This is a genomic window from Pseudomonas xanthosomatis (assembly GCF_019139835.1).
In the GTDB taxonomy this organism is placed as follows: Bacteria; Pseudomonadota; Gammaproteobacteria; order Pseudomonadales; family Pseudomonadaceae; genus Aquipseudomonas; species Aquipseudomonas fakonensis.
In genome coordinates, this window is sequence record NZ_CP077075.1 from 5,967,989 (window position 1) to 5,987,104 (window position 19,116).

Below are 19,116 nucleotides of genomic sequence, written 5' to 3' on the forward strand. Positions count from 1 at the left end.
GGTCAGGGTGTAGTGGGCTGGCCGCCCGCCTGGGCGCCACGAATGATCTGCATGGCCGGGGCGCCAGCCACAGCCGCCGGGCCCGCCAGGGGCACCTGGGACAGCTGGCTGAAGCGGTAGAGCTCGCGGTTGGCGGCCTGCACCTGGGCGCCTGCCTCGGTGCCTGACCAGTAGCGCGCCAGCAGCCCTTCCTCGGCGCTGCGCACCGCCAGGCGCAAGGTGCCGGCCTGGGCCGCCAGCATCAGCCGGCTGGCCAGGGCCTGGGGCACGGCCAGGCCCACGGTACGCACGGCATTGCCGCCGACCGTTTGCTGCTCGCGTCGGGCCTTGAGCTCTTCGGCGGTCTGCGCCGGGCGGCCATCGTTGCCAAGGCCGGTCTGCTGGTCGACGCTGAGCACGCGCAAGGCCGGCAACACCACCTGCGCCGAGGACTGCGGGTTGTTGTTCTCTTCACGCAAGAACAGCAGCACATCCACATAGTCGCCGGGGCGCAACTGGCCACCGGCGCCGACCACATCGTCCACCGCCACGGCCAGCGCGCGCTCGCCAGGGCGAATCATTCGCGCCAGCGGCCCGCCGGCCTGAAAGTTCGAGGCGTCCAGCCAGGTTCCGGGAGCCAGCGGGCGCGTGCTGCTGCGCCCGATCACCTGCTCAACCTGCTGGTAGGCGCCGGCAGGCACCACCTGCAGCTGTTCGACCAGCAGGTCATCGGCGGTGATGGGGGTATCGGCCGGCACCGCTTTACGCAGCACCACGATGGGGAAGCGCGCAGGTTCCGGTGGGGCCGCTGGCTGCGGCGGGGGGATTGGCGCAGGTTGCTCACCAGGGGCGGCCACCGGCACCGGCAGAGGCTCGGCCGGGCGGCTCAGGCGCAGGCCCCAGTATCCGGCCAGCAACGCAGCGAACAGGAACAGACCAGCCAGAATCATGGTCAAGCGACTGCTCATTTGCGCCCTCCCTGTGCCTGGCCACATGCTGGCAAAAAGTAACTATTTGGCTATTTCACCCTAGCCGAGCCCTGCCAATTCGCCATTAAGTGAGGGGCGATTTTCGAGCCACGAAATTGACGCACCGATAAAACAGAAACTTACAAGGGCTGGCGTTTACCCCTACTTTCCGACTATCACCTTGTTACATTTGCAGGCCGCCACAGGCGAGCGAAGCTCTGATGGCAAAGGGGCATCAACTGAGCCGCCCCACCACCGGCGCACCTGTGCGCAAGGAGCCTCGCCATGTTGCTGCAACAGATCTACCTGCACTGCAAAACCTTCCTTCAACGCAAAGATGGCGCCTCCGGTATTGAATACGCGGTCATCGCCGCCATGGTGGCGGTGGTGCTGGCCGGCTTCGTCACCCCGATCTCGGCCGAAGTCACCAACATCATGAACACCATCAAGACCGCCATCACCCAGTGACCTTTTCGGGAGCTGCCCATGCCGACGTTGCGTCAACAGATACTGCTGGTGGACGACGAGGAAGAGGCCCTGGAGGAACTGGCTGAACTGCTGGAAAACCAGGGGTTCTGCTGCCACACCGCAAGCTCGGTGAGCGCTGCCTTGCAGCAGCTCACCCGCTACCCGGACGTGGCCCTGGTGATCACCGACCTGCGCATGCCCGAGCACAGCGGCATCGCGTTGATCCAGCGGCTGCGCGAGCACACGGCGCGCCAGCACCTGCCGGTGATCGTGATGTCCGGGCATGCCGACATGGATGACGTCAGCGACCTGCTGCGCCTGCAGGTGCTCGACCTGTTCCGTAAGCCGATCTACCACGCGCGCCTGCTGGAAACCCTGGATAACCTGTTTCCCAAGCCGCTGCTGCACGCGGTCAGGTAATAAAGCTGCAAAGCCTGTACGGGCGACAAGCCCGGCGCCCTCGCAGGTATACCCGGTCAGCGGCAGCCTGGACGGCTGTAACCTGGTGTTGTTCGAAGGGCGTGGTGCGCAGTTGCAGGGACTACGGCACCAGTTGCTGGAGGCGTTACTGCTGAGTACCGACGAGACCGTTGGCGAGGCCCTGCTGCGCATGCAGGTGCCGGTGGAATGAAGCGCCTGGTCAGCGCCCCATCTGCAGCCTGTTGGTGAAATCGCGAACGATGATGGCTAAGGCGCCAGGCTCGTCGAGCAACTGGTAGCGCGGGTGTATATGGGCAGGCTCGCCAGGGTTGGCGTAGTCCATGTCCTGCAGTAGAAAACCCAGCAGCAGGTTCACCTGCGCAGCATCCCGCGGCTCGATGGCCAGCACCCGCACCAGCTCGGCCACCTCGGGTAGCACGGCGTTGTCGACGAACTGGAACGCCGGGTAATGCTTGCGCGGCCCTTCGCTGTAGGCCAGCACCTGCCCCTGCAGCAAGCGCTTGTTCAAGGCCTGGCGAGTGATGCCAAGCAGGGCGCAGACGGTTTTCGAGTCGAGCAGCTCATAGCCGTTGCAGATCTGCTCGAAGGCCAAGGCCTTGCCCTTGGCATAGGCAAGCTGGTTGCGCACCTGCCGGCTGGCCGGTTGCTGGCTAGGGCGCGACAGGGTGGCTCGTAACGCCTCGAAGCAATCACCTTCAGCCAACGCCTCGAGCTGTGGCTGAGAGAGTTGTCCGAGAAACTGCTCGAAGTCTTCACGCAACGCGGCCTTGGTCGCTTCGCTGGCGGCGCTGGGAAGATAACGGGAGGGGGCTTCGGCGATTTTCATGGCAAGGCCTCACAGGCAGTTGCGGCAATGCACCCAGCCTAAGGCGGCGCAACCCTATCGTCAACCTGTCAACTTGTCCACTCGTCTCACAGCTGATAACTGAAGCTCAAAGTCAACCGCGGCCGGCGGTTGAGGCTGTCCAGGGCGATGTCGGACATTGGCTTGGCCACCTCGACGGCGATGTTGTAGTAGTGCATGTCGCCAAAACGTAGGCCCAGCGCAGCTGACGACATGCGCGCCTTTTGCACGTCCAGCTCGTTGAACCAGGCCCGGGCCGCGTCCAGCACCACGTAGGGCTGCAGCACTTTCACCCAGGCACCGTCACGCTTGAAGCTGTAGTTGACCTCGTAGGCCAGCCCCCAACCCTTGTCGCCGGAGGCCTGGTCGGTGGGGTAGCCGCGGCCGAAGTTCTGCCCGCCGAATACTGCCCGTTCGCTGTCGGGCAGGCTGTCGTTGCTCCAGTAGCCCGCCGCCGAGGCCACGCCCTGCCAGTTTTCGCTGAAATTGTCGCTTTGCACCCCGGCCAGGCGCAGGCGCAAGAAGTCTAGGTCAAGGTCGGCGTTGCTGCGCGCGCCGAAGTGGTCCAGCCCCTGGTACACCCCGGCACTGAGAATGCGCAGGCGCCGCGCCTCGGCCTTGCGCCAGTCGCCTTCGAAAGACAGCGCGCGAATGTCGGTCTGGCTGTCGAACTTCAGGGGTGCGCCAACCACCTGGTAGTCGATGCGGTCGTTGACTGCATAAAAGCGCCCGAGCACTTCGAGCCACTCGTTGGGCGATGCGATCAGCGGCTGGCTGAGGCCGATGGAATAGCGCTCGTTCTCGCGGTGCTGGGTGAGGTCGACGCCATCGCCCAGGCGAATGCGTGCGCTGGGGTCGCTGCGGTAACGTGAGGCCGACAGCTGCAGGCGCGAGCCCTCGTCATCGACGAACTGGCTGTAGTCGAGGCGGTAGTAGTGTTCCTTGTCGTCCCCCGGCGGCGCCAGCACGCTGGCGCTCAGTTGCTCGCCAAAACGCGTCTGGGCGTTACTGTTGGCACCCAGCAGCGCCTGCAGGTCATCGCGGCTGCCGTCGTTGAGGCTCAAGGTGGTGGTGAAAGCTTGCCGCGCGGCCACCGCCACCAGGCGCGTAGCGCCATCGGTGGTACCCGGTGGCGGTACTTCGGCGCGGAAGGTCACGCCCGGAATGCGAGTGACCAGGCTGGTGTAGCGCTCGAAGGTCTTGCGCGTCAGCGGGCGCTCGGCCTTGAGCTTGTCCAGCAGGCGTTCGACATAGGCCCGGGACGAACCGATATCGCCCTCGACCTGATAATCGCGGATGTACCCCTCCACCAGCACCACCCGCACCCGACCATCGGCGAAGTCCTGGGGCGGCAGGTAGGCGTAGGAGAGCAGGTAGCCGTCATCCTGGTAGCGCTGGGTGAGGCGCCGGGTCAGGTCGATCAGTGCAGCCAGGGAGGTCGTGTGGCCGATCACCGGCTGGTAGTGCTCGCGCAACTCGCCAAGCGGGTAGACCGTACCGCCTTCGAAACGCACCTTGCGTACCTGCACCTGAGTGCTCATCAGCAGCGGTTGCTGCTGGGCTGCAGCAGGTGCCGGCACCTGCAGGCCCGGCGCCCCGGGACGGTAGGCATCCACCGGCAGGTTCGAGGTTGGCAGCCGGCGCTCGGTGTCGTTGCTGTTGAGAAAACTGGGCAGGGGTTCGGCGTGGGCCAGGCCGGCCCAGCAAAGCATCAAGATCGTCACGGCCAACGGGCGCATGCGGACACTCCATGATCCGGTGAAAGCCGGGGCGCCCCCCGGCGCCCCTGATACTGCTGCAAAGCGTAGGTGCTACGCCTGCGATCGGCCACTAACGGTTGCCAGCCAGCCCTCCGAGCACGCCACCCAGGCCAGTGCCACCGGTGGCGCCGCCATTGACCAGCGTGCCGGCCTGGCCAACGGTGTTGCCCAAGGTGCCGACCGTGGTGCCCAGCTGGCTCACCACCGGGTTGGCGCTGGCGCTGTTCAGTTGCGAGCCGACGTTGCTCACCGCGCCACCGACCTGGTTTAGCAGCCCGGCCACCGGCGTACCCAGCCCGGTGCTGGCGCCCACTCGCTGGGTCAGGCTGGCCACACCACCCACGACCGGGTTGAGCCCGCCGCCGACCTGCTGGGTCAGCGCAGCTACCGGAGCACCTGCGGCCGTATTGGTCACACCATTGCCGCCGAGCACCGTACCCAGGCTGGCCACGGTGTTGCCCACCTGCACGGTGCTGCCGGCTACACCACCCACGGCCGTATTGCTGGTACCCGCGCCAAGGCCGCTACCCACCCCGGCGACTACGCCGCCGACGGTTTCCAGCAGGCCGGTACGCGCGCCGCCAGTGGTTGGCGACAAGCCAGCCGTGGTGCCGACCACGGTGCCCAGGTTGCTGACCAGTTGGCCTGCGGTATCGGTGACCGGGTTACCGTTACCCGCTTGTTTCACGTTCTGACCGGTCTGGTCCAGGGCATTGCCGAGGCCATCGAGGGTTTGGTTCAGCGGGCCATTGAGGCCGGTCTGGCGGGTGGCGTTGGCGGTGGTGTTCTCCACCAGCGAGACCACCGGCACCAGTGCATCGCTGACGCCTTGGGTAGCCCCGGCCAACGGGCCGCTGGTGCCGATCGGGGTCAGGGTGTCACCAAGCATGGTCACCGCCTGGCCGACACGATCAACGCCCTGCCCGGCCCCGGCCACCACCTGGTTGACCAACGGCACCTGCTCCACTGGCGAGCCCGTCGCCAACGCCTGCAGGCCTTGCCCCAGGCCGGACACACCGGTGCCCAGGTCCGCCGTGGCGGCGCCGACCACACCTACGGTGGTGCCCACTGCGTTGTTGCCGGTACCCAGTTGGCCGAGGCCGTCGCTCAGGCCGCTGCTGACCGAGTTCAGCGCCGTGCCCGCGGACGATACCAGCGCCCCGACGCCACCGGTCAGCGCCGTGCTGCCGGCCACCGGCAGCGAGCCGATCACCTGGCCGAGGTTGCTGACCCCGTCGCCCAACCCCGACACGGTGGTGCCGAGCTGGTCGGCCACCTGCGCGACCACCAGGCCGTCACCCACGCTGCCATTGCCAGTGCCGCCACCGGTACCGCCGCCCGTGCCACCGCCAGTACCGCCGCCGCTACCGCCATCGCCGCCTCCGGCAGTACCCGATGATGATCCATCCACTTCGCTGTGGTGCCCGCCACCGCCGCTGCTGCATCCCGCAAGGCCCAGCGCCATGACCATCGTCAGCGCCGTAGCCGCCTTCATCCACGCTTGCGTGTTCATGGGAAGACTCCTGCTGCTGGTTGTTATTGGAATTGCGCGGCGTCAGATCACGCCTGCGTACTCCTACAGTCAGCAGTGAAGTCCCCGGGGTTCGAAACCGATAGCTCCCAACTTGGTATTAACCCTGGCGGCAGGGGGCCAGTACCGGGTGAAAAGGTGCGCAGTTTCAGTGGGTTGGCGAGGCGGTCGAGGTGGGTATTACGAAGGGTGTAGCGCCAACAGATTAGTTACCTGGCTGGTTTTGATTGGGTTAGGGCTGGCAGGTGTTCGCCAGAAACCTTTCGCCGAACACCCTCCCCCATAACCATAAAAGGATGGTCGCGCTCACTCCCCCACCTGAAACTCCACCCGCGCCGTCTCGCCACTTTCATCCAGCACACTCAACTCAACCCGCCCGGTCTGCTCGAAATGCACCTGCAAGCTGTCCTGCCCCTGGGTCTCGCCCAGCGGCTGGCCATTGACGAACCACCAGCGCCGGCCATTGCCACCCAAGGCCGACACCCGCAACTGCAGCGGCTCACGGCTGGTGGCCGGGCGGCGCAGGTTGTCGCCCGGGCGCACGCCAACGATCGACAACGGCGGCGCCATGGCCGCCACCTGCGGCGGGCAAGCCGGGTCAACAGCGGGCAGCCTCGCCGCCCGGCGCTCGGCCCGTGGCAACCAAGGCTCCAGCGGCGCCGGCCACAGGGCGATATCACGGGCCACCGCGCCTGGGCAGCTGGCATCCACCCGCAGCCCATCGGCATTGACCCACACCGTGTCGCGCAGCCCCAAACCCAGCGGCTGGTCGGCAGCCTGCAAGGTCGGTGGCGTGGTGCCGTCGAGGGTCCAGGCAAAGCGCTGGCGCCGGCAGTTCGGGTCCTGGCGGTTCATCGGCTGGCCCAGCGGCCAACAGATTGCCGCCACCCCCACCGAGGCCGGCACCGGCTCTACCGGCATCTGGATACCGCGCTGCGCATCGCGGTTGCTGAGCAAATCGTGCACCTGCAGCATCAGCGGCGCCGCCGAGGCCAGGCCGAACTGCCCCGGCACCGGGGTGCCGTCCGGGCGGCCGATCCACACGCCGATCAGGTAACGCGGCCCCACCCCCACCGACCAGGCATCGCGAAAGCCATAGCTGGTGCCGGTCTTCCAGGCCAGTTGCGGGCGCTGCACCAGTTCGGCGTTGGGGTCGCGGTCTGGGCGTGCCAGGCCGCTGAGAATACGCCGGGTGATCCACGCCGAACCTGGCGACAACAGGCGCTGCTCCACCAGCGGGTCCTGGGGTTGCAGGCGAATTTTCGCGCTGCGCCCTTCACGGGCAAGCGCCGCATAGCCGCCTACCAGTTCTTCCAGGCGGCTGCCGGCACCACCAAGAATCAACGAAAGGTTGGGCTCGGCCAGCGGCGGCAGCACCAGCGGCACTCCGCCCACGCGCATCTGCGCGGCAAAGCGCTTGGGGCCGTAGGCCTCCAGCAACTGCACCGCCGGCAGGTTCAGCGACAGTGCCAGCGCCGAGCTGGCCGATACCGGCCCGCTGAAGCCCATGGAGAAGTTGCCGGGCCGGTAGTCGCCGTAGCGCCGTGGCACGTCCTGCAACAGCGACTCGGAATGGATCAGGCCATCGTCCATGGCCATCGCATAGAGAAACGGCTTGAGGGTCGAGCCCGGCGAGCGCAGGGCGTGAACCATGTCCACATGGCCAAAGCGGTGCGCATCGCCCAGGTCGATGGAGCCGAGGTACGCGCGCACCGCCATGTTCTGCGTCTCCACCACCAGCAACGCCGCCGAGGTGCGCTCGGGCAAGCGCGCACGCCAACCCAGCAGCAGGTCTTCGAGCCGGCGCTGCAGGGCTGCATCAAGGGTGGTGCGGATCAGTGGCGGGCTGCCTGCGGTGTTCAGCCGCCGCGCCAGCAATGGCGCCAGCGCCGGCTCCTGGCGCGGGGCCAACAGCAAGGGTTCTTCACGGGCCTCGGCGATACGCGCTGCCGGCCACACCTGGTACTCGTCCAGGCGCTGCAGCACCTTGTCGCGGGCCCGCTGGGCACGCTCGGGGTGACGGTCCGGGCGCAGCCGGCTGGGGGCCTGGGGCAGCACCGCCAGCAACGCCGCCTCGGCCGGGGTCAGGTGCAGCGGCGACTTGCCAAGGTAGGCCCAACTGGCCGCAGCCACGCCCTGCAGGGTGCCGCCGAACGGCGCGCGGTCGAGGTAGATCTGCAATATCTCGCGCTTGGACAGGTGCCATTCCAGCTGCGCCGTGCGCCACAGCTGGCGCAGCTTGCCGGCCAGGGTGCGGTCGTGGGGGTCGAGCAGGCGCGCCACCTGCATCGACAACGTGCTGCCACCCGACACCACCCGCCCGCCGCGCAGGTTCAGCCAGGCCGCCCGCGCCAGGGCCATGGGGTTGACCCCGGGGTGCTGGTAGAACCAGCGGTCCTCGTAGGCCAGCAGTGCCTCCAGGTACAGCGGCGACACCTCTTCCTGGCTGACCGGGTAGCGCCACACCCCCTCGGCATCGGCAAAGCGCCACAGCGGCGTGCCGTCCTCGGCCAGTACCACCCGGGCCAGGTCATCGCGGGGCAGTGGCAGCGGCCAGATGCGGTCGGCCAGCCACAGCCCGGCGACCAGCAGCAGGCCGCCCAGGGCCGCGCGGCGCAGCATTCTTTTCAGGCGCGGGCGGGCTAAGCTTGGCATCGGGAACCGACCGGGTCGGGTGATGGCCAAAGGCTTGAAGTGTTCATCAGGAAGCAACCATGCAAGTAGAAGGTTTTTTCGATTGGCTGGGCCAGGTACTGGGTTCGGTGATCCGTTTCATCGTCGATGGCCTGAGCGGGTTGTTCAACCTGCTGGCCAACGCCGGCGGCAATTTCATCGACGGCCTGGCGCGCGCGCTGGGCATGGACACCTCGCTGGTGAGCATCCTTGCGCTGATCGTCGGCTTGATGCTGCTGTACTCGGCGGTGCGCGCGTTCATGCGCGCCTCGATCGTGCTCGGGATCATCTGGGCGTTGCTGGGGTTGTGGGTGTTGAGCTGGGTGGTGCATTGAACGACTGATACCCCATTCTCTGTATGAGATCACCCAGCCCTTTTGGGCTGCGCTGTCGCGCAGAGAACTAGTCTCGCAGATGTACTGCGGCCACTGTGGGAAGCGGCCTTGTGTCGCGATGGGGCGCGAAGCGGCCCCAAGGCCCCGGCCTTATGCAAAATTGCCGGGGCTGCTGTGCAGCCCATCTCGACCGGACGGCGCCCCGGCAAGGCCGCTTCCCACAGCGACCGCGTTAAATCAATGAGTTGTAGTTTGTTCTATGAGAACCGGCTTGCCGGCGATGGGGCCGTCAGCCAGAGCACCATCGCCTGGACTGACGCCATCGCCGGCAAGCCGGCTCCTACAGGTGGGTGCATCGCATCAGCGGGCGCGCACCGTCATCTCACCCTGGCTGTCCCCCACTGCCTGCAGGTTCGGCCGGTACATCGATTCCACCTGCGGCGGCGGAATGCGGTAGCTGCCCGGGGTCACGGCACGAGCCAGGTACAGCAGGTGGGTGGTGCCGTAGCTGTCCAGCTTGAGGGCGGCGACGTAGCGGTCATCGCGGTACTCCTGGTGCACCACGCTTGCGTTCTGCATCGAGTCGCGCCACTGCTTCACCGCGCTGCTGGCGTTGTCCAGGCTGCCAGCGCTCTGGGCAAGGTTCTGGTTTTCCAGCTCCAGGCCCGCCGGCAGCATGTCCACCACCAGCGCATCCGGCACGCGGTCCTGGGCCTTGAGCGCCAGATGCACCAGCACCAGGTCGCCGCTGCGCAGGTTGCGCACATCCAGCGGCTGGCCATTCATGCCCAGGTACTCGCGGCGGATCTCCATGCCGTTGCCGCTGGCAGCCGGAGCCTGGCGCGGGTAACCGGACAGGGTCAGCTGCTGGTACAGGGTGTCGCTACCCTCGTTCTGCACGGTCAAGGGGGAGACCAGCAGCGGCCCTTCGAGCTTCATGCCCGAGTCGGTGTTATTGAACTCGCGAACTTCACCGGCACTGTCCAGGCGCGCCTTCCAGTTGCCTTCCGGTTTGCCCAGCAGGCCACGCCCGGCAAGGAACAGCGCATTACGCTCCTGGGTCGACAGCCAGCGGTTGGCCGCCAGTTCATCAGACAAGCCGAACAGGCGCTGGTCGACCTGGTTGCCAGCCAGGTTGTTCTCCTGCAACAGCGCCAGGATCAGCGCCTGGTCACGCAGCGCACTGCCGTAGTCGGCCATCCAGCCCTTGCTGCGGGTGATCGCAAGCCCGGCCTGCAGCGCCTGCTGCGAGCGTGGCTTGTCGCCCATCTTGTCCAGTGCCACCGCCAGTTGCACCAGCGGCAGGCCCGAGCGGGCGTCGGCGCGGCGCTCGAACAGGCTGCGCAGGGCACCCAGCGGCGCCTGCTGGCTGCGGGCAAGCACCAGGCCCGCATAGGCCTGCACGGCGAAGCGGGTGTGGTCGGCGTTCTGGCTGTAGTCCACCTCGATCAGGTTGCGCTCCTGCACATAGCGCAGCAGGCGCTCGCTGGCCTTTTTCAGCACCTCGGCCGGCACGCCGTAACCTTGCTCGCGGGCGCGCAGCAGGAAGTCGGTCACGTAGGCGGTCAGCCAGTACTCCTCCTCGCTGTCCGAACTCCACAGGCCGAAGCTGCCGTTGTAGCGCTGCATGCCCAGCAGGTGCTCGATGCCCATCTCGATCTTGCGCTTGCGCACATCGGCCGGCTCGCCCTTGATGCCTAGGCGCTTGAGGCTGTCGGCATCGGCGTACAGCGAGGGGTACAGGCCGCTGGTGGTCTGCTCCAGGCAACCGTAGGGGTAGGCTTCGAGGGCGCGAATCTGCTCGGCCAGGTTCAGCGGCGGGCGGCTCGACAGCGCAAGGCTGGCCTCAAGGCCCGCGGGTTCGAACTCGGCCAGGTCGCTTTCCGGCAGGCTCCACGACTGGTCCTTAAGGGCCACGCGGTAGTGCTTGAGCATGGCCGGGTAGGCCGGGCGGATGCCCAGGGTCCATTCACGCTCGAAGGCGTTGGCCGGCTCGCCGGGCAGTTGCAGGCCATTGACCTGCACCTTCACCTTGCCCTGCCCCAGGCCGCCCTGGGCCTGCACCGGGATCATCAGGGTAGTGCGCTGGCCCTCGGCCAGGGTGATGCTCTGCTGGGCGTTGCCTGCAAGGTTTAGCTGGCCTTCGGTGCTCAGTTGCACGCTCATTTGCTGGGCGCGGCCGGACAGGTTGGCCAGGTCCAGCGCCAGGCTGGTGCGGTCGCCGCCGGCCAAAAAGCGCGGCGCCGACAGCTCGGCGATCAGCGGCGCGGCCACCACGGTCTTGCCCTCGGCCATGCCGAAGTGCTCGTCGGTCCAGGCCTGGGCCATCAGGCGCAGTTCGCCGTTGAAGTCGGGGATATCCACCGTGGCCTGGCCTTCGCCCTTGTCATCCAGGGTGACCGGCAGGCTTTGCTGGGCAACGATGGTCACCGTGGTGTTGGGGCGCTTGCCGCCCTTGGCCATGGCGGCGTCACCCCCGAAGGCCAGGCTGGCCAGGCGGCCCTGGCCGGCTTCGATCAGCTGGCCGTAGATGTCCAGTTGGTCGGCGCCGTAGGCCTTGCGGCCGAACAGGCTGGCGAACGGGTCGGGGGTCTTGAAGTCGGTGATGTTGAGAATGCCCACGTCCACTGCCGACAACAGCACATGGATTTGCTTGGGCACGCTGCCGTCGGCATTGGCGGCCTTGAACTTCACCGTCAGCGGTTGTTTAGGGCGCATTTTCTCCGGTGCCTGCAGGGTCACGGCAAGCTTGCGCTCGGCGCGGTCCAGCGGCAGGTGCAGCACGCCCACGGCGCGTTTCGGGGTGGCGTTGGCCTTGCGCTCGCCCGGGCGGATCACCAGGGCACTGATGTACAGGTCGTGGCGCGCCCATTTTTTGTCCAAAGCAACGTCGAAGGTCTTGCCTTCGGCCGGTACGTCGATCTCCTGCCACCACAGCGGGCCATCAGAGGACTCGATCATCAGGTAGCCAGTACCTGCGGCCGGCGGGGTGACGGTAACCTTGGCGGTGGCGCCATCGGCATACGCGGGCTTGTCGAGGGCGATCTTCACCTGGTCGGGGCGCACGGCGCCGCCTTCGGCGTTGTCCTGGGCGCGGTAACCGGCCCAGAAGCGCTCGCTGGAAACGATACCGGTCTGCGGGTCTTCCACCTCGACGCGGTACGGGCCCCACTCCACCTGGAAGTTCAGCTTGGCGGTGGAGCCGGCCTTGACGCTGATGGTCTGTTCATCCTGGGTGAGGAACTTCTCGTTGTAGTTGTAGCTCCAGCCATCGCTTTGCGAGTAGTTCCAGTAATAGTCGCGGCGCTCGCGAATCAGCCGCACCTTGAGGTTGTCGGCGGCGAGCTTCTTGCCGTCGCGGTCAGCCAGCAGAAACTCGAATTCGACCGGGCCGTCGCCGTCGGTTTCTTCACCGTCGAACAGGCCGCGCAGGCCCGGCAGGCGGTCGGCTGGCCAGATAGGTTGCTCAAGCCGGCGGGTGATGGGGCGGCCACCGGACTCCTGCAGGCTGGCCTGCACGGTCAGTTGCAGCGGCGAGCGGGCTTCGCTCCAGCGGCTTTCGATATCGATGCGCGCCTTGCCGTTCTGGTCGAGGGTGACTTCGTCCAGCTCCAGGTCCTGGTTCAGTTCGGTTTCGGTCACTGCACCAAACTGGTAGCCGGGCAGCGCTTTGACCGCTTCGCGCAGCGGGCGCACGTAGGCCTGGCCGCTCAGGCGGTTGCCGGCGGCCGGGGCGCCGTAGAGGTAGCGGCCATTGACCTGAATGGTCGCGGTTTGTTCAGGCGACAGCGGCGTGCTGCTGCCCTTGAGCTCCAGCGCCAGGCGCTCGGGCAAAAAGTCCTCGACGAGGAATTCGTACACCTGCTTGCGCCCGCCGCCGAAGTCCAGCAGCAGTTGCCAGCGGCCGGTGGGGGCTTCGGTGGCCAGTTGCAGCTGGTACTGGAACAGGCCGTTCTGGTCGGCCTCCCAGACGAACTTGCGGCTGACCTGCTCATCGGGGCGGCGCACTTCCACGTTCACCGGTTGGGCTTTGACCGGCTTGCCGTCCTGGTCACGCAGCAGGCCGTTGAGCAGTACCGTCTCGCCCGGGCGGTACAGGTCGCGCGGGCCGAAAATGAAGAACTGCAGCGGGTTGGCCTGGGGGCCGGTGATGTCGAACTCGGCCAGGTCCAGGGCGGCAGTGTTCAGCCGCAGCAGGGTGGTGTGCACCCCTTGCGTGGCGATCAGGGTATCGGCCTTGGCGGTGATCGGCAGTTGGGCGTGGCCGTCGCCATCGGTCTTGGCCTGGGCCAGCAGCTTGCCCTTTTCGTCGTGCAGCTCGAGGGTCACGCCGTTGAGCGCCTTGCCGCCTTCCAGCGCCTGGGCGAACACGTCCAGGCGGTCGCGGTAGCGGTGGGCCGACAGGCCGATATCGCTCAGGGTGAACAGGGTTGCCGGCTGCGAATAATCATAAGTGCCCGAGGCACGCATCACCGCCAGGTAAACGCCCGGCTCTTGCAGCGGCTTGATCCCGGCAATCGGCAGCAGCACGGTCTCGCGGGTGTTGCGCGCCGGGTTGAGGTCGAAGCGGCCACCGTAGACCAGGTCGGCCATGTCCAGGGTTTCTTTGGACTGGTAGTAGTACAGGCTGGAGTTGCGGCCCCAGTTGGCCAGGAAGGTCGAGAGCATTTCAGGTTTGACCCGGAAGAACTCGACATCGACCTTGTCGACGTTCAGCGCGATCACCGGCAAGCCTTCGGCCAGGCGCGTGGGCAGCAGCGAGCCGCGGCTGGCGAAGCCGATGGTGGGCTGCATGTCACGGGTTTCGAAGCGGCTGACCGACTCGGCCTGCAGGCTGTTGCCGTTGACCGACAGCAGGCCCTTGTCGATGGTCAGGACCATCTTGCGCTGCGGCTCCAGGTGGCGCAGGCGCAGCTCCATCTGGTTGTCGGAGAGTTCCCAGGCGCCGTCGACCTTGCCCTTGACGGTGTCCACCAGGTGCAGCTTGGCGGCGAAGTCCTGGTTGGCGTCCAGCGGCGCAGACAGGCTGACCGACAGGGTGCTGGCGCCGTCCAGTTGCACCTCGGAGACATCCAGCACCGTCAGTTCACGGCCGGCATAGCGCTTGGCGAGCACGGCCGGGTCTTCGCGCTTGGCGGCCGGTTTTTCGGCAGGCGCGGTGGCGGCGGGTTTGTCTGTGGGCGCCGATGGCTTGTCCGGCGTGGAGGAATCACAGGCACTGAGCAGGGCCAGCGCGCAGGCCAGCAACAATCCTTTGTTGAGCATTTGAGTGGGAACTCTTTGGCGGTGTGTACGTGAGGGCAGCAACTATAGCGCAAGGCCAGGCGGGTTACCTGGCAATGCGTGGCAAGTGAGACCCTGTTCGCGCGGTTTGGTTGCCTGGCCGGTACAATGCCTGCCCAATCGCGGGGCACTCCCCTGCCCGATTGCCCCACTGTTCCGCTGGAGCCCGCATGCCTTCACTGTCCACCGCCTGGCAGCACCGCCCGACCCACCGCAAGGTCTGGGGCCTGGCCGCACCGATGATCCTCTCCAACATCTCGGTGCCGTTGGTGGCCTTGGTCGACAGCACGGTGATCGGCCACCTGCCCCATGCCCACCAGCTCGGCGCGGTGGCGGTGGGCGCCACGCTGTTCACCTTCATGGTCGGGCTGATGGGCTTTTTGCGCATGGGCTCCACCGGCTTTGCCGCCCAGGCCGCCGGCCGCGCAGACGGCGCCGCGCTGCGCCAGGTGCTGGTGCAAGGGCTGTTGCTGGCGCTGGGCTTTGCCCTGCTGATCGGCCTGCTGGCGCTGCCCTTCAGCCAGCTGGCGCTGCATGCGATGCAACCGAGCGAGGCGCTGCATAGCGCCACCGAAGCGTTCTTCCATACACGCCTGCTGGGGCTGCCGGCGGCGCTGGCCAGCTATGCCCTGGTGGGCTGGTTCCTCGGCACCCAGAACGCCCGGGCGCCGTTGGCCATCCTGCTGACCACCAACCTGCTGAACATCGCCCTGAACCTGTGGTTCGTGCTGGGGCTGGACTGGGGTGTGGCGGGCTCGGCGCGGGCTTCGGTGATCGCCGAATGGAGCGGTGCGCTGCTGGGCCTGGCCCTCACCCGCCCGGCGCTGCGCGCCTACCCGGGGCGCATCGCCTGGGCGGCGCTCAAGCGCTGGCAGGCATGGCGGCCATTGCTGGCGGTGAACCGCGATATCTTCCTGCGCAGCCTGGCACTGCAACTGGTGTTTTTGCTGATCACCGTGCAGGGCGCACGCCTGGGCGAGGCCACGGTGGCAGCCAACGCGCTGCTGCTCAACGGCCTGCTGCTCACCGCCTACGCCCTCGATGGCCTGGCCCATGCAGTGGAGGCGCTGTGCGGCCACGCCATTGGCGCGCGCGACCGCGAAGCGCTGCAGCGCTCGCTGGTGGTGGCCTGCGGCTGGTCACTGATCGTCAGCCTGGGCTTTGCCGGGCTGTTCCTGCTGGGTGGGCACCTGTTCATCGACCTGCAGACCGACATTGCCAGCGTGCGAGAGGCGGCCTACCCCTACCTGCCGTACCTGGCCCTGCTGCCGTTGATCGCGGTGTGGAGCTACCTGCTGGACGGGCTGTTCATCGGCGCCACTCGGGCGCGGGAGATGCGCAATGCGATGTTGGCTGCGGTGCTGATCGCCCTGCCCTTTGCGCTGGGGTTGAGCGGGTTGGGCAACCATGGGTTGTGGTTGGCGTTTTTGGGGTTCATGGGGTTGCGAGCGGCTACCTTGGTGTGGGTTGGCATGCGATTGCACAAGAACGACCAATGGCTTGGGTAGAGCTGGACTACAACGCCAAACACCTTGTTCATTGACGTTCGGCAAGCGCCGGTTGAAGACTGAAAACCCCATGGACGGGGTTCACGTTCAACCAATGAGCAAGGACCGTCATGTACCCACCTTCCGCCCCTGGAATCGAGTATGCAAAATCCATGGGTTACTAGATCAGCACTAATAGCGCTCAGCCTTGTGGTGGTTGCACAGGTCCTGTGGATGCTTGCCACCCGAGAAAGTCGCCCATCCCTGGACCGGGTCATCACTACGACCGCCATTGGCCAGAACAGCGCCGTCTATGAAGTACTGAGCGACAACGCCGGGGCCACGGTGGGCATGACTTACTTCTACTTCGTCCATGAAAAGGTCGACGACGAAAGCCAGTTGCTCACCCGTCTCGACCCCCGGTCCGCCTTTCTGGTTACCCGACAATCCAAGGCTGTCATTGCCGTGAATGGCACCCAGGTTCAGGCTCGTACCCACGACACCGTTTATCGCTACTCAAGCCTCGCGGTACTGCACGAAGGCGACGAGGCCATACCGGTAACGGTTGACCTGGATAGCAAGATGAACCAGGCGACACCCCATGCACCATGAACCCCTCGAATGAAAAAGCCCGCGATCAACGCGGGCTTTTTCATTCATCAGGACGACAGGTACGAAGACCGGGTCAGCCCCAACCGCAGCGCATCCAGGTACTGCGTACGCTCACGCGCGGTGATCTTGGCGCTGGCCACCTTGTCGCGGTAGTGAGTCATCAACTCCTCCGGCGACAGGTGCACGTAGCGCAGCATGTCCTCGATGGTGTCGTGGGTCTCGATACCGGCGTGGTACACGCTGCCGTCGGCGTTCTGGTAGATGTTCACCGAATCGGTGTCACCGAACAGGTTGTGCATGTCGCCGAGGATTTCCTGGTACGCCCCCACCAGGAACACGCCCAGCAGGTAGTCCTCGCCCTCTTTTACCGCATGCACCGGCATGCTGGTCTCGATGCTCTGCTCGTCGACGTACTGGTTGATCTTGCCGTCGGAGTCGCAGGTCAGGTCCTGCAGCACGGCGCGGCGCATCGGCTCTTCGTCCAGGCGGTGCAGCGGGATGATCGGCAGCACCTGGCCGATGGCCCAGGTGTCCGGCAGGCTCTGGAACACCGAGAAGTTGCAGATGTACTTGTCGGCCAGCTTGTCGTTGAGCTCGTCCAGCACCTGGCGGTGCGAGCGCTGGCGCGCCTTCAGCGAGTTGTGCAGGCGCCGGCACACGGCAAAGTAGCACTGCTCGGCCAGGGCTTTTTCAGCCAGGGTGAGCTTGCCATCGGCGTACTGCGCGGCCACGTCACCCATGTAGTGGGTGGCGCGCCAGTAGGTCTCGGTGACCATCTCGATATCGGTAGGGCCAAGCAGGTCGGCCAGCCACTGCACGGTCTCGGGCAGCGCCTCCTTGTTCTCGATGGTCGGCACGTCGTCGTTGTGTTTCTCGACGTCGGTCACCTGGATCACCAGCATGGCGTGGTGCGCGGTCAGCGAGCGGCCGCTCTCGGAGAAGATGTGCGGGTGCGGCAGGCCCTGCGCGTCGCAGAACTCCTTGAGCATGCCCACCACCACGCCTGCGTAGTCGTCCATGTCGTAGTTGATCGAGCTGGCATTGCGCGAGTGGGTACCGTCGTAGTCCACCCCCAGGCCGCCGCCGACATCGACATGGTCGACCGGCAGGCCCAGCGCACGCAGCTCGCCGTAGTAGCGAATGGCTTCCTTGAAGCCGTGCTGGTAGTCGGCCAGGTTGGCGATCTGCGAGCCCATGTGAAAGTGCAGCAGGCGGATGCCCTGGTCCAGGCCGGCATCGCGGAAGCGCTGCACCACCGAGATCAGCTGCGCGGCAGACAAACCGAACTTGGACTTCTCGCCACCGGTGTCAGCCCACTTGCTCGAAGCCAGCGACGACAGGCGCACGCGCAGGCCGACCTGCGGCTTGACCTTCAGCTCCGCGGCTTCTTCGATCACCAGGGCCACTTCGGACTCTTTCTCGATGACGATGAACACGTTGTGGCCAAGCTTCTGGCCCATCAGCGCCAGGCGGATGAATTCGCGGTCTTTGTAACCGTTGCAAACGATGGTGCCGCCCTTTGGCGCCAGCGCCAGCACTGCCAGCAGCTCGGGCTTGGAGCCGGCTTCAAGGCCGATGGACACGTTTTGCGTGGCGATGATGTTCTCTACCACCGCTTCCTGCTGGTTGACCTTGATCGGGTACAGCGCGGTGTACTGGCTCTGGTACTCAAGGCGCGCGATGTTGGCATCGAAGGCGCCGGTCAGCTGGCGCACGCGGTCCTGCAGGATGTCCGGGAAGCGCACCAGCAGCGGCAGCGACAGGCCGCTCTGGCGCAGCTCGTCGACCTGCTCGTACAGGTCGATCGGCGCGCTGTGCGGGCCGTTGGGGCGCACTTCGACGCGCCCGGCTTCATTGATGGCGAAATAACCAGCGCCCCAATGGCGGATGCCGTAAACACTGCGGCTGTCGGCCACGGTCCATTGGCTACCATCGTCTTTGCGTGTGCGTCGTACGGACATTCAAGTCCCCCATAGAAAAGTCGAAGACACTGCCCCGCATGGGGCGGGCGCAGTGTAAAAGCTGAAAATGACGATTCGCCATGCCCAGGGGTAGACCCTGGCCACCGCAACGAGTTTAGAAAGCACTGGGCAAAAAAGCGCGCAGGCGGATCAGCCGCCGGACTTTTTCGCCTTGAAGCCCTGTTTGGTCAGCTCACCGATCAGCAGTTCGACATGGTCGCCCTGGATCTCGATGACCCCGTCCTTCAGCGCACCGCCCGTACCGCAGCGGCGCTTGAGGGTGGCGGCCAGCTCTTTGAGCTGGTCCGGCGGCAGCGGCACGCCGCTGACGGTGGTCACGGTCTTGCCGCCACGGCCTTTGCTTTCACGGCGCACACGGGCAATGCCGTCGCCTTCGGGAATGGTTTGCTGCTTGCAGGTGCAGGCGTCCACCGGCTGGCCACAGTCGGGGCAGTGCCGACCGGCATCGGTGGAATACACGAGACCGCCAAGGGCGGAAAAGGAAGAAGCTTTCTTGGCCACTTTTGATCCTCGGTGCTGAGGACAAAAACTGGTCGACCCCTGAGCCAGGGCCCGACCGCGAAGCCCCACTCTGGCAGGGGCGGCGCTACTGCCGCAAAGCGTTGCGACAGCCCGAAAAGGGCGCGCAGTGTAACGATAAATCAGGCGGTTGCTAAGTACCGGATTGCGGCATTTTGCGCAGTTTTTGCGACCCGGCTCTCGTAGAACAAATTACAACTCATTGATTTAACAAGGTTCCCGTGGGAAGCGGCC

At 66.1% G+C, this 19,116-nt stretch carries 14 protein-coding genes; 6 read left to right on the forward strand and 8 right to left on the reverse strand.

Annotation, left to right across the window (positions count from 1 at the left end; translation table 11 throughout):
* Nucleotides 1–2: 2 nt before the first annotated feature.
* Entirely contained in the window at nt 3–947 is a 945-nt protein-coding gene (gene cpaB, locus KSS93_RS26350) for a Flp pilus assembly protein CpaB (RefSeq protein WP_217886643.1), read from the reverse strand.
* Between the two features lie 285 nt (nt 948–1,232).
* On the opposite strand from cpaB, the gene KSS93_RS26355 reads away from it, so the two are divergent.
* The 3 genes from KSS93_RS26355 (at nt 1,233) to KSS93_RS26715 (ending at nt 2,046) form a co-directional block, all read left to right on the forward strand.
* Nucleotides 1,233–1,415 carry a Flp family type IVb pilin gene (locus KSS93_RS26355; protein ID WP_217840483.1) on the forward strand — a complete coding sequence of 61 codons (183 nt, stop codon included), beginning with the start codon at nt 1,233–1,235 and terminating at the stop codon, nt 1,413–1,415.
* A gap of 18 nt (nt 1,416–1,433) precedes the next feature.
* Nucleotides 1,434–1,835 (forward strand): response regulator, encoded by a 402-nt coding sequence (locus KSS93_RS26360; RefSeq protein WP_437182081.1) that lies wholly within the window; start codon nt 1,434–1,436, stop codon nt 1,833–1,835.
* An 85-nt stretch (nt 1,836–1,920) separates the two neighbouring features.
* Complete coding sequence (locus KSS93_RS26715) at nt 1,921–2,046, forward strand: hypothetical protein (RefSeq protein ID WP_263975040.1); 126 nt, start codon at nt 1,921–1,923, stop codon at nt 2,044–2,046.
* Between the two features lie 9 nt (nt 2,047–2,055).
* Here the strand turns inward: KSS93_RS26715 and KSS93_RS26365 are convergent, their stop codons facing one another.
* The 4 genes from KSS93_RS26365 to pbpC form a co-directional block, all read right to left on the reverse strand.
* Nucleotides 2,056–2,682, reverse strand: a complete 627-nt coding sequence (locus tag KSS93_RS26365; RefSeq protein ID WP_217886644.1) for a hypothetical protein — start codon at nt 2,680–2,682, stop codon at nt 2,056–2,058.
* An 86-nt stretch (nt 2,683–2,768) separates the two neighbouring features.
* Complete coding sequence (locus KSS93_RS26370) at nt 2,769–4,439, reverse strand: ShlB/FhaC/HecB family hemolysin secretion/activation protein (protein ID WP_217886645.1); 1,671 nt, start codon at nt 4,437–4,439, stop codon at nt 2,769–2,771.
* 91 nt (nt 4,440–4,530) lie between these two features.
* A complete protein-coding gene (locus tag KSS93_RS26375) occupies nt 4,531–5,973 on the reverse strand; it encodes a collagen-like triple helix repeat-containing protein (RefSeq protein ID WP_217886646.1) in 1,443 nt (480 codons plus the stop codon).
* Between the two features lie 324 nt (nt 5,974–6,297).
* Nucleotides 6,298–8,646: a peptidoglycan glycosyltransferase PbpC gene (pbpC, locus tag KSS93_RS26380; RefSeq protein ID WP_217886647.1), complete on the reverse strand. Its 2,349-nt coding sequence runs from the start codon at nt 8,644–8,646 to the stop codon at nt 6,298–6,300.
* 59 nt (nt 8,647–8,705) lie between these two features.
* Between pbpC and KSS93_RS26385 the strand changes: the two genes are divergently transcribed.
* Complete coding sequence (locus tag KSS93_RS26385; RefSeq protein WP_217840487.1) at nt 8,706–8,999, forward strand: hypothetical protein; 294 nt, start codon at nt 8,706–8,708, stop codon at nt 8,997–8,999.
* Nucleotides 9,000–9,359: 360 nt separating this feature from the next.
* Here the strand turns inward: KSS93_RS26385 and KSS93_RS26390 are convergent, their stop codons facing one another.
* Complete coding sequence (locus tag KSS93_RS26390) at nt 9,360–14,264, reverse strand: alpha-2-macroglobulin family protein (RefSeq protein WP_217886648.1); 4,905 nt, start codon at nt 14,262–14,264, stop codon at nt 9,360–9,362.
* Between the two features lie 188 nt (nt 14,265–14,452).
* Between KSS93_RS26390 and KSS93_RS26395 the strand changes: the two genes are divergently transcribed.
* Together KSS93_RS26395 and KSS93_RS26400 are read left to right on the forward strand one after the other, a co-directional pair.
* Nucleotides 14,453–15,790: an MATE family efflux transporter gene (locus KSS93_RS26395; RefSeq protein ID WP_217886649.1), complete on the forward strand. Its 1,338-nt coding sequence runs from the start codon at nt 14,453–14,455 to the stop codon at nt 15,788–15,790.
* 141 nt (nt 15,791–15,931) lie between these two features.
* Nucleotides 15,932–16,381 carry a hypothetical protein gene (locus tag KSS93_RS26400; protein ID WP_217886650.1) on the forward strand — a complete coding sequence of 150 codons (450 nt, stop codon included), beginning with the start codon at nt 15,932–15,934 and terminating at the stop codon, nt 16,379–16,381.
* Between the two features lie 47 nt (nt 16,382–16,428).
* Here the strand turns inward: KSS93_RS26400 and speA are convergent, their stop codons facing one another.
* Nucleotides 16,429–18,342, reverse strand: coding sequence for an arginine decarboxylase (speA, locus tag KSS93_RS26405; protein ID WP_217886651.1), 1,914 nt, complete (start codon nt 18,340–18,342; stop codon nt 16,429–16,431).
* Between the two features lie 150 nt (nt 18,343–18,492).
* Nucleotides 18,493–18,864 (reverse strand): translation initiation factor Sui1, encoded by a 372-nt coding sequence (locus KSS93_RS26410; RefSeq protein WP_217840492.1) that lies wholly within the window; start codon nt 18,862–18,864, stop codon nt 18,493–18,495.
* Nucleotides 18,865–19,116: the final 252 nt, after the last annotated feature.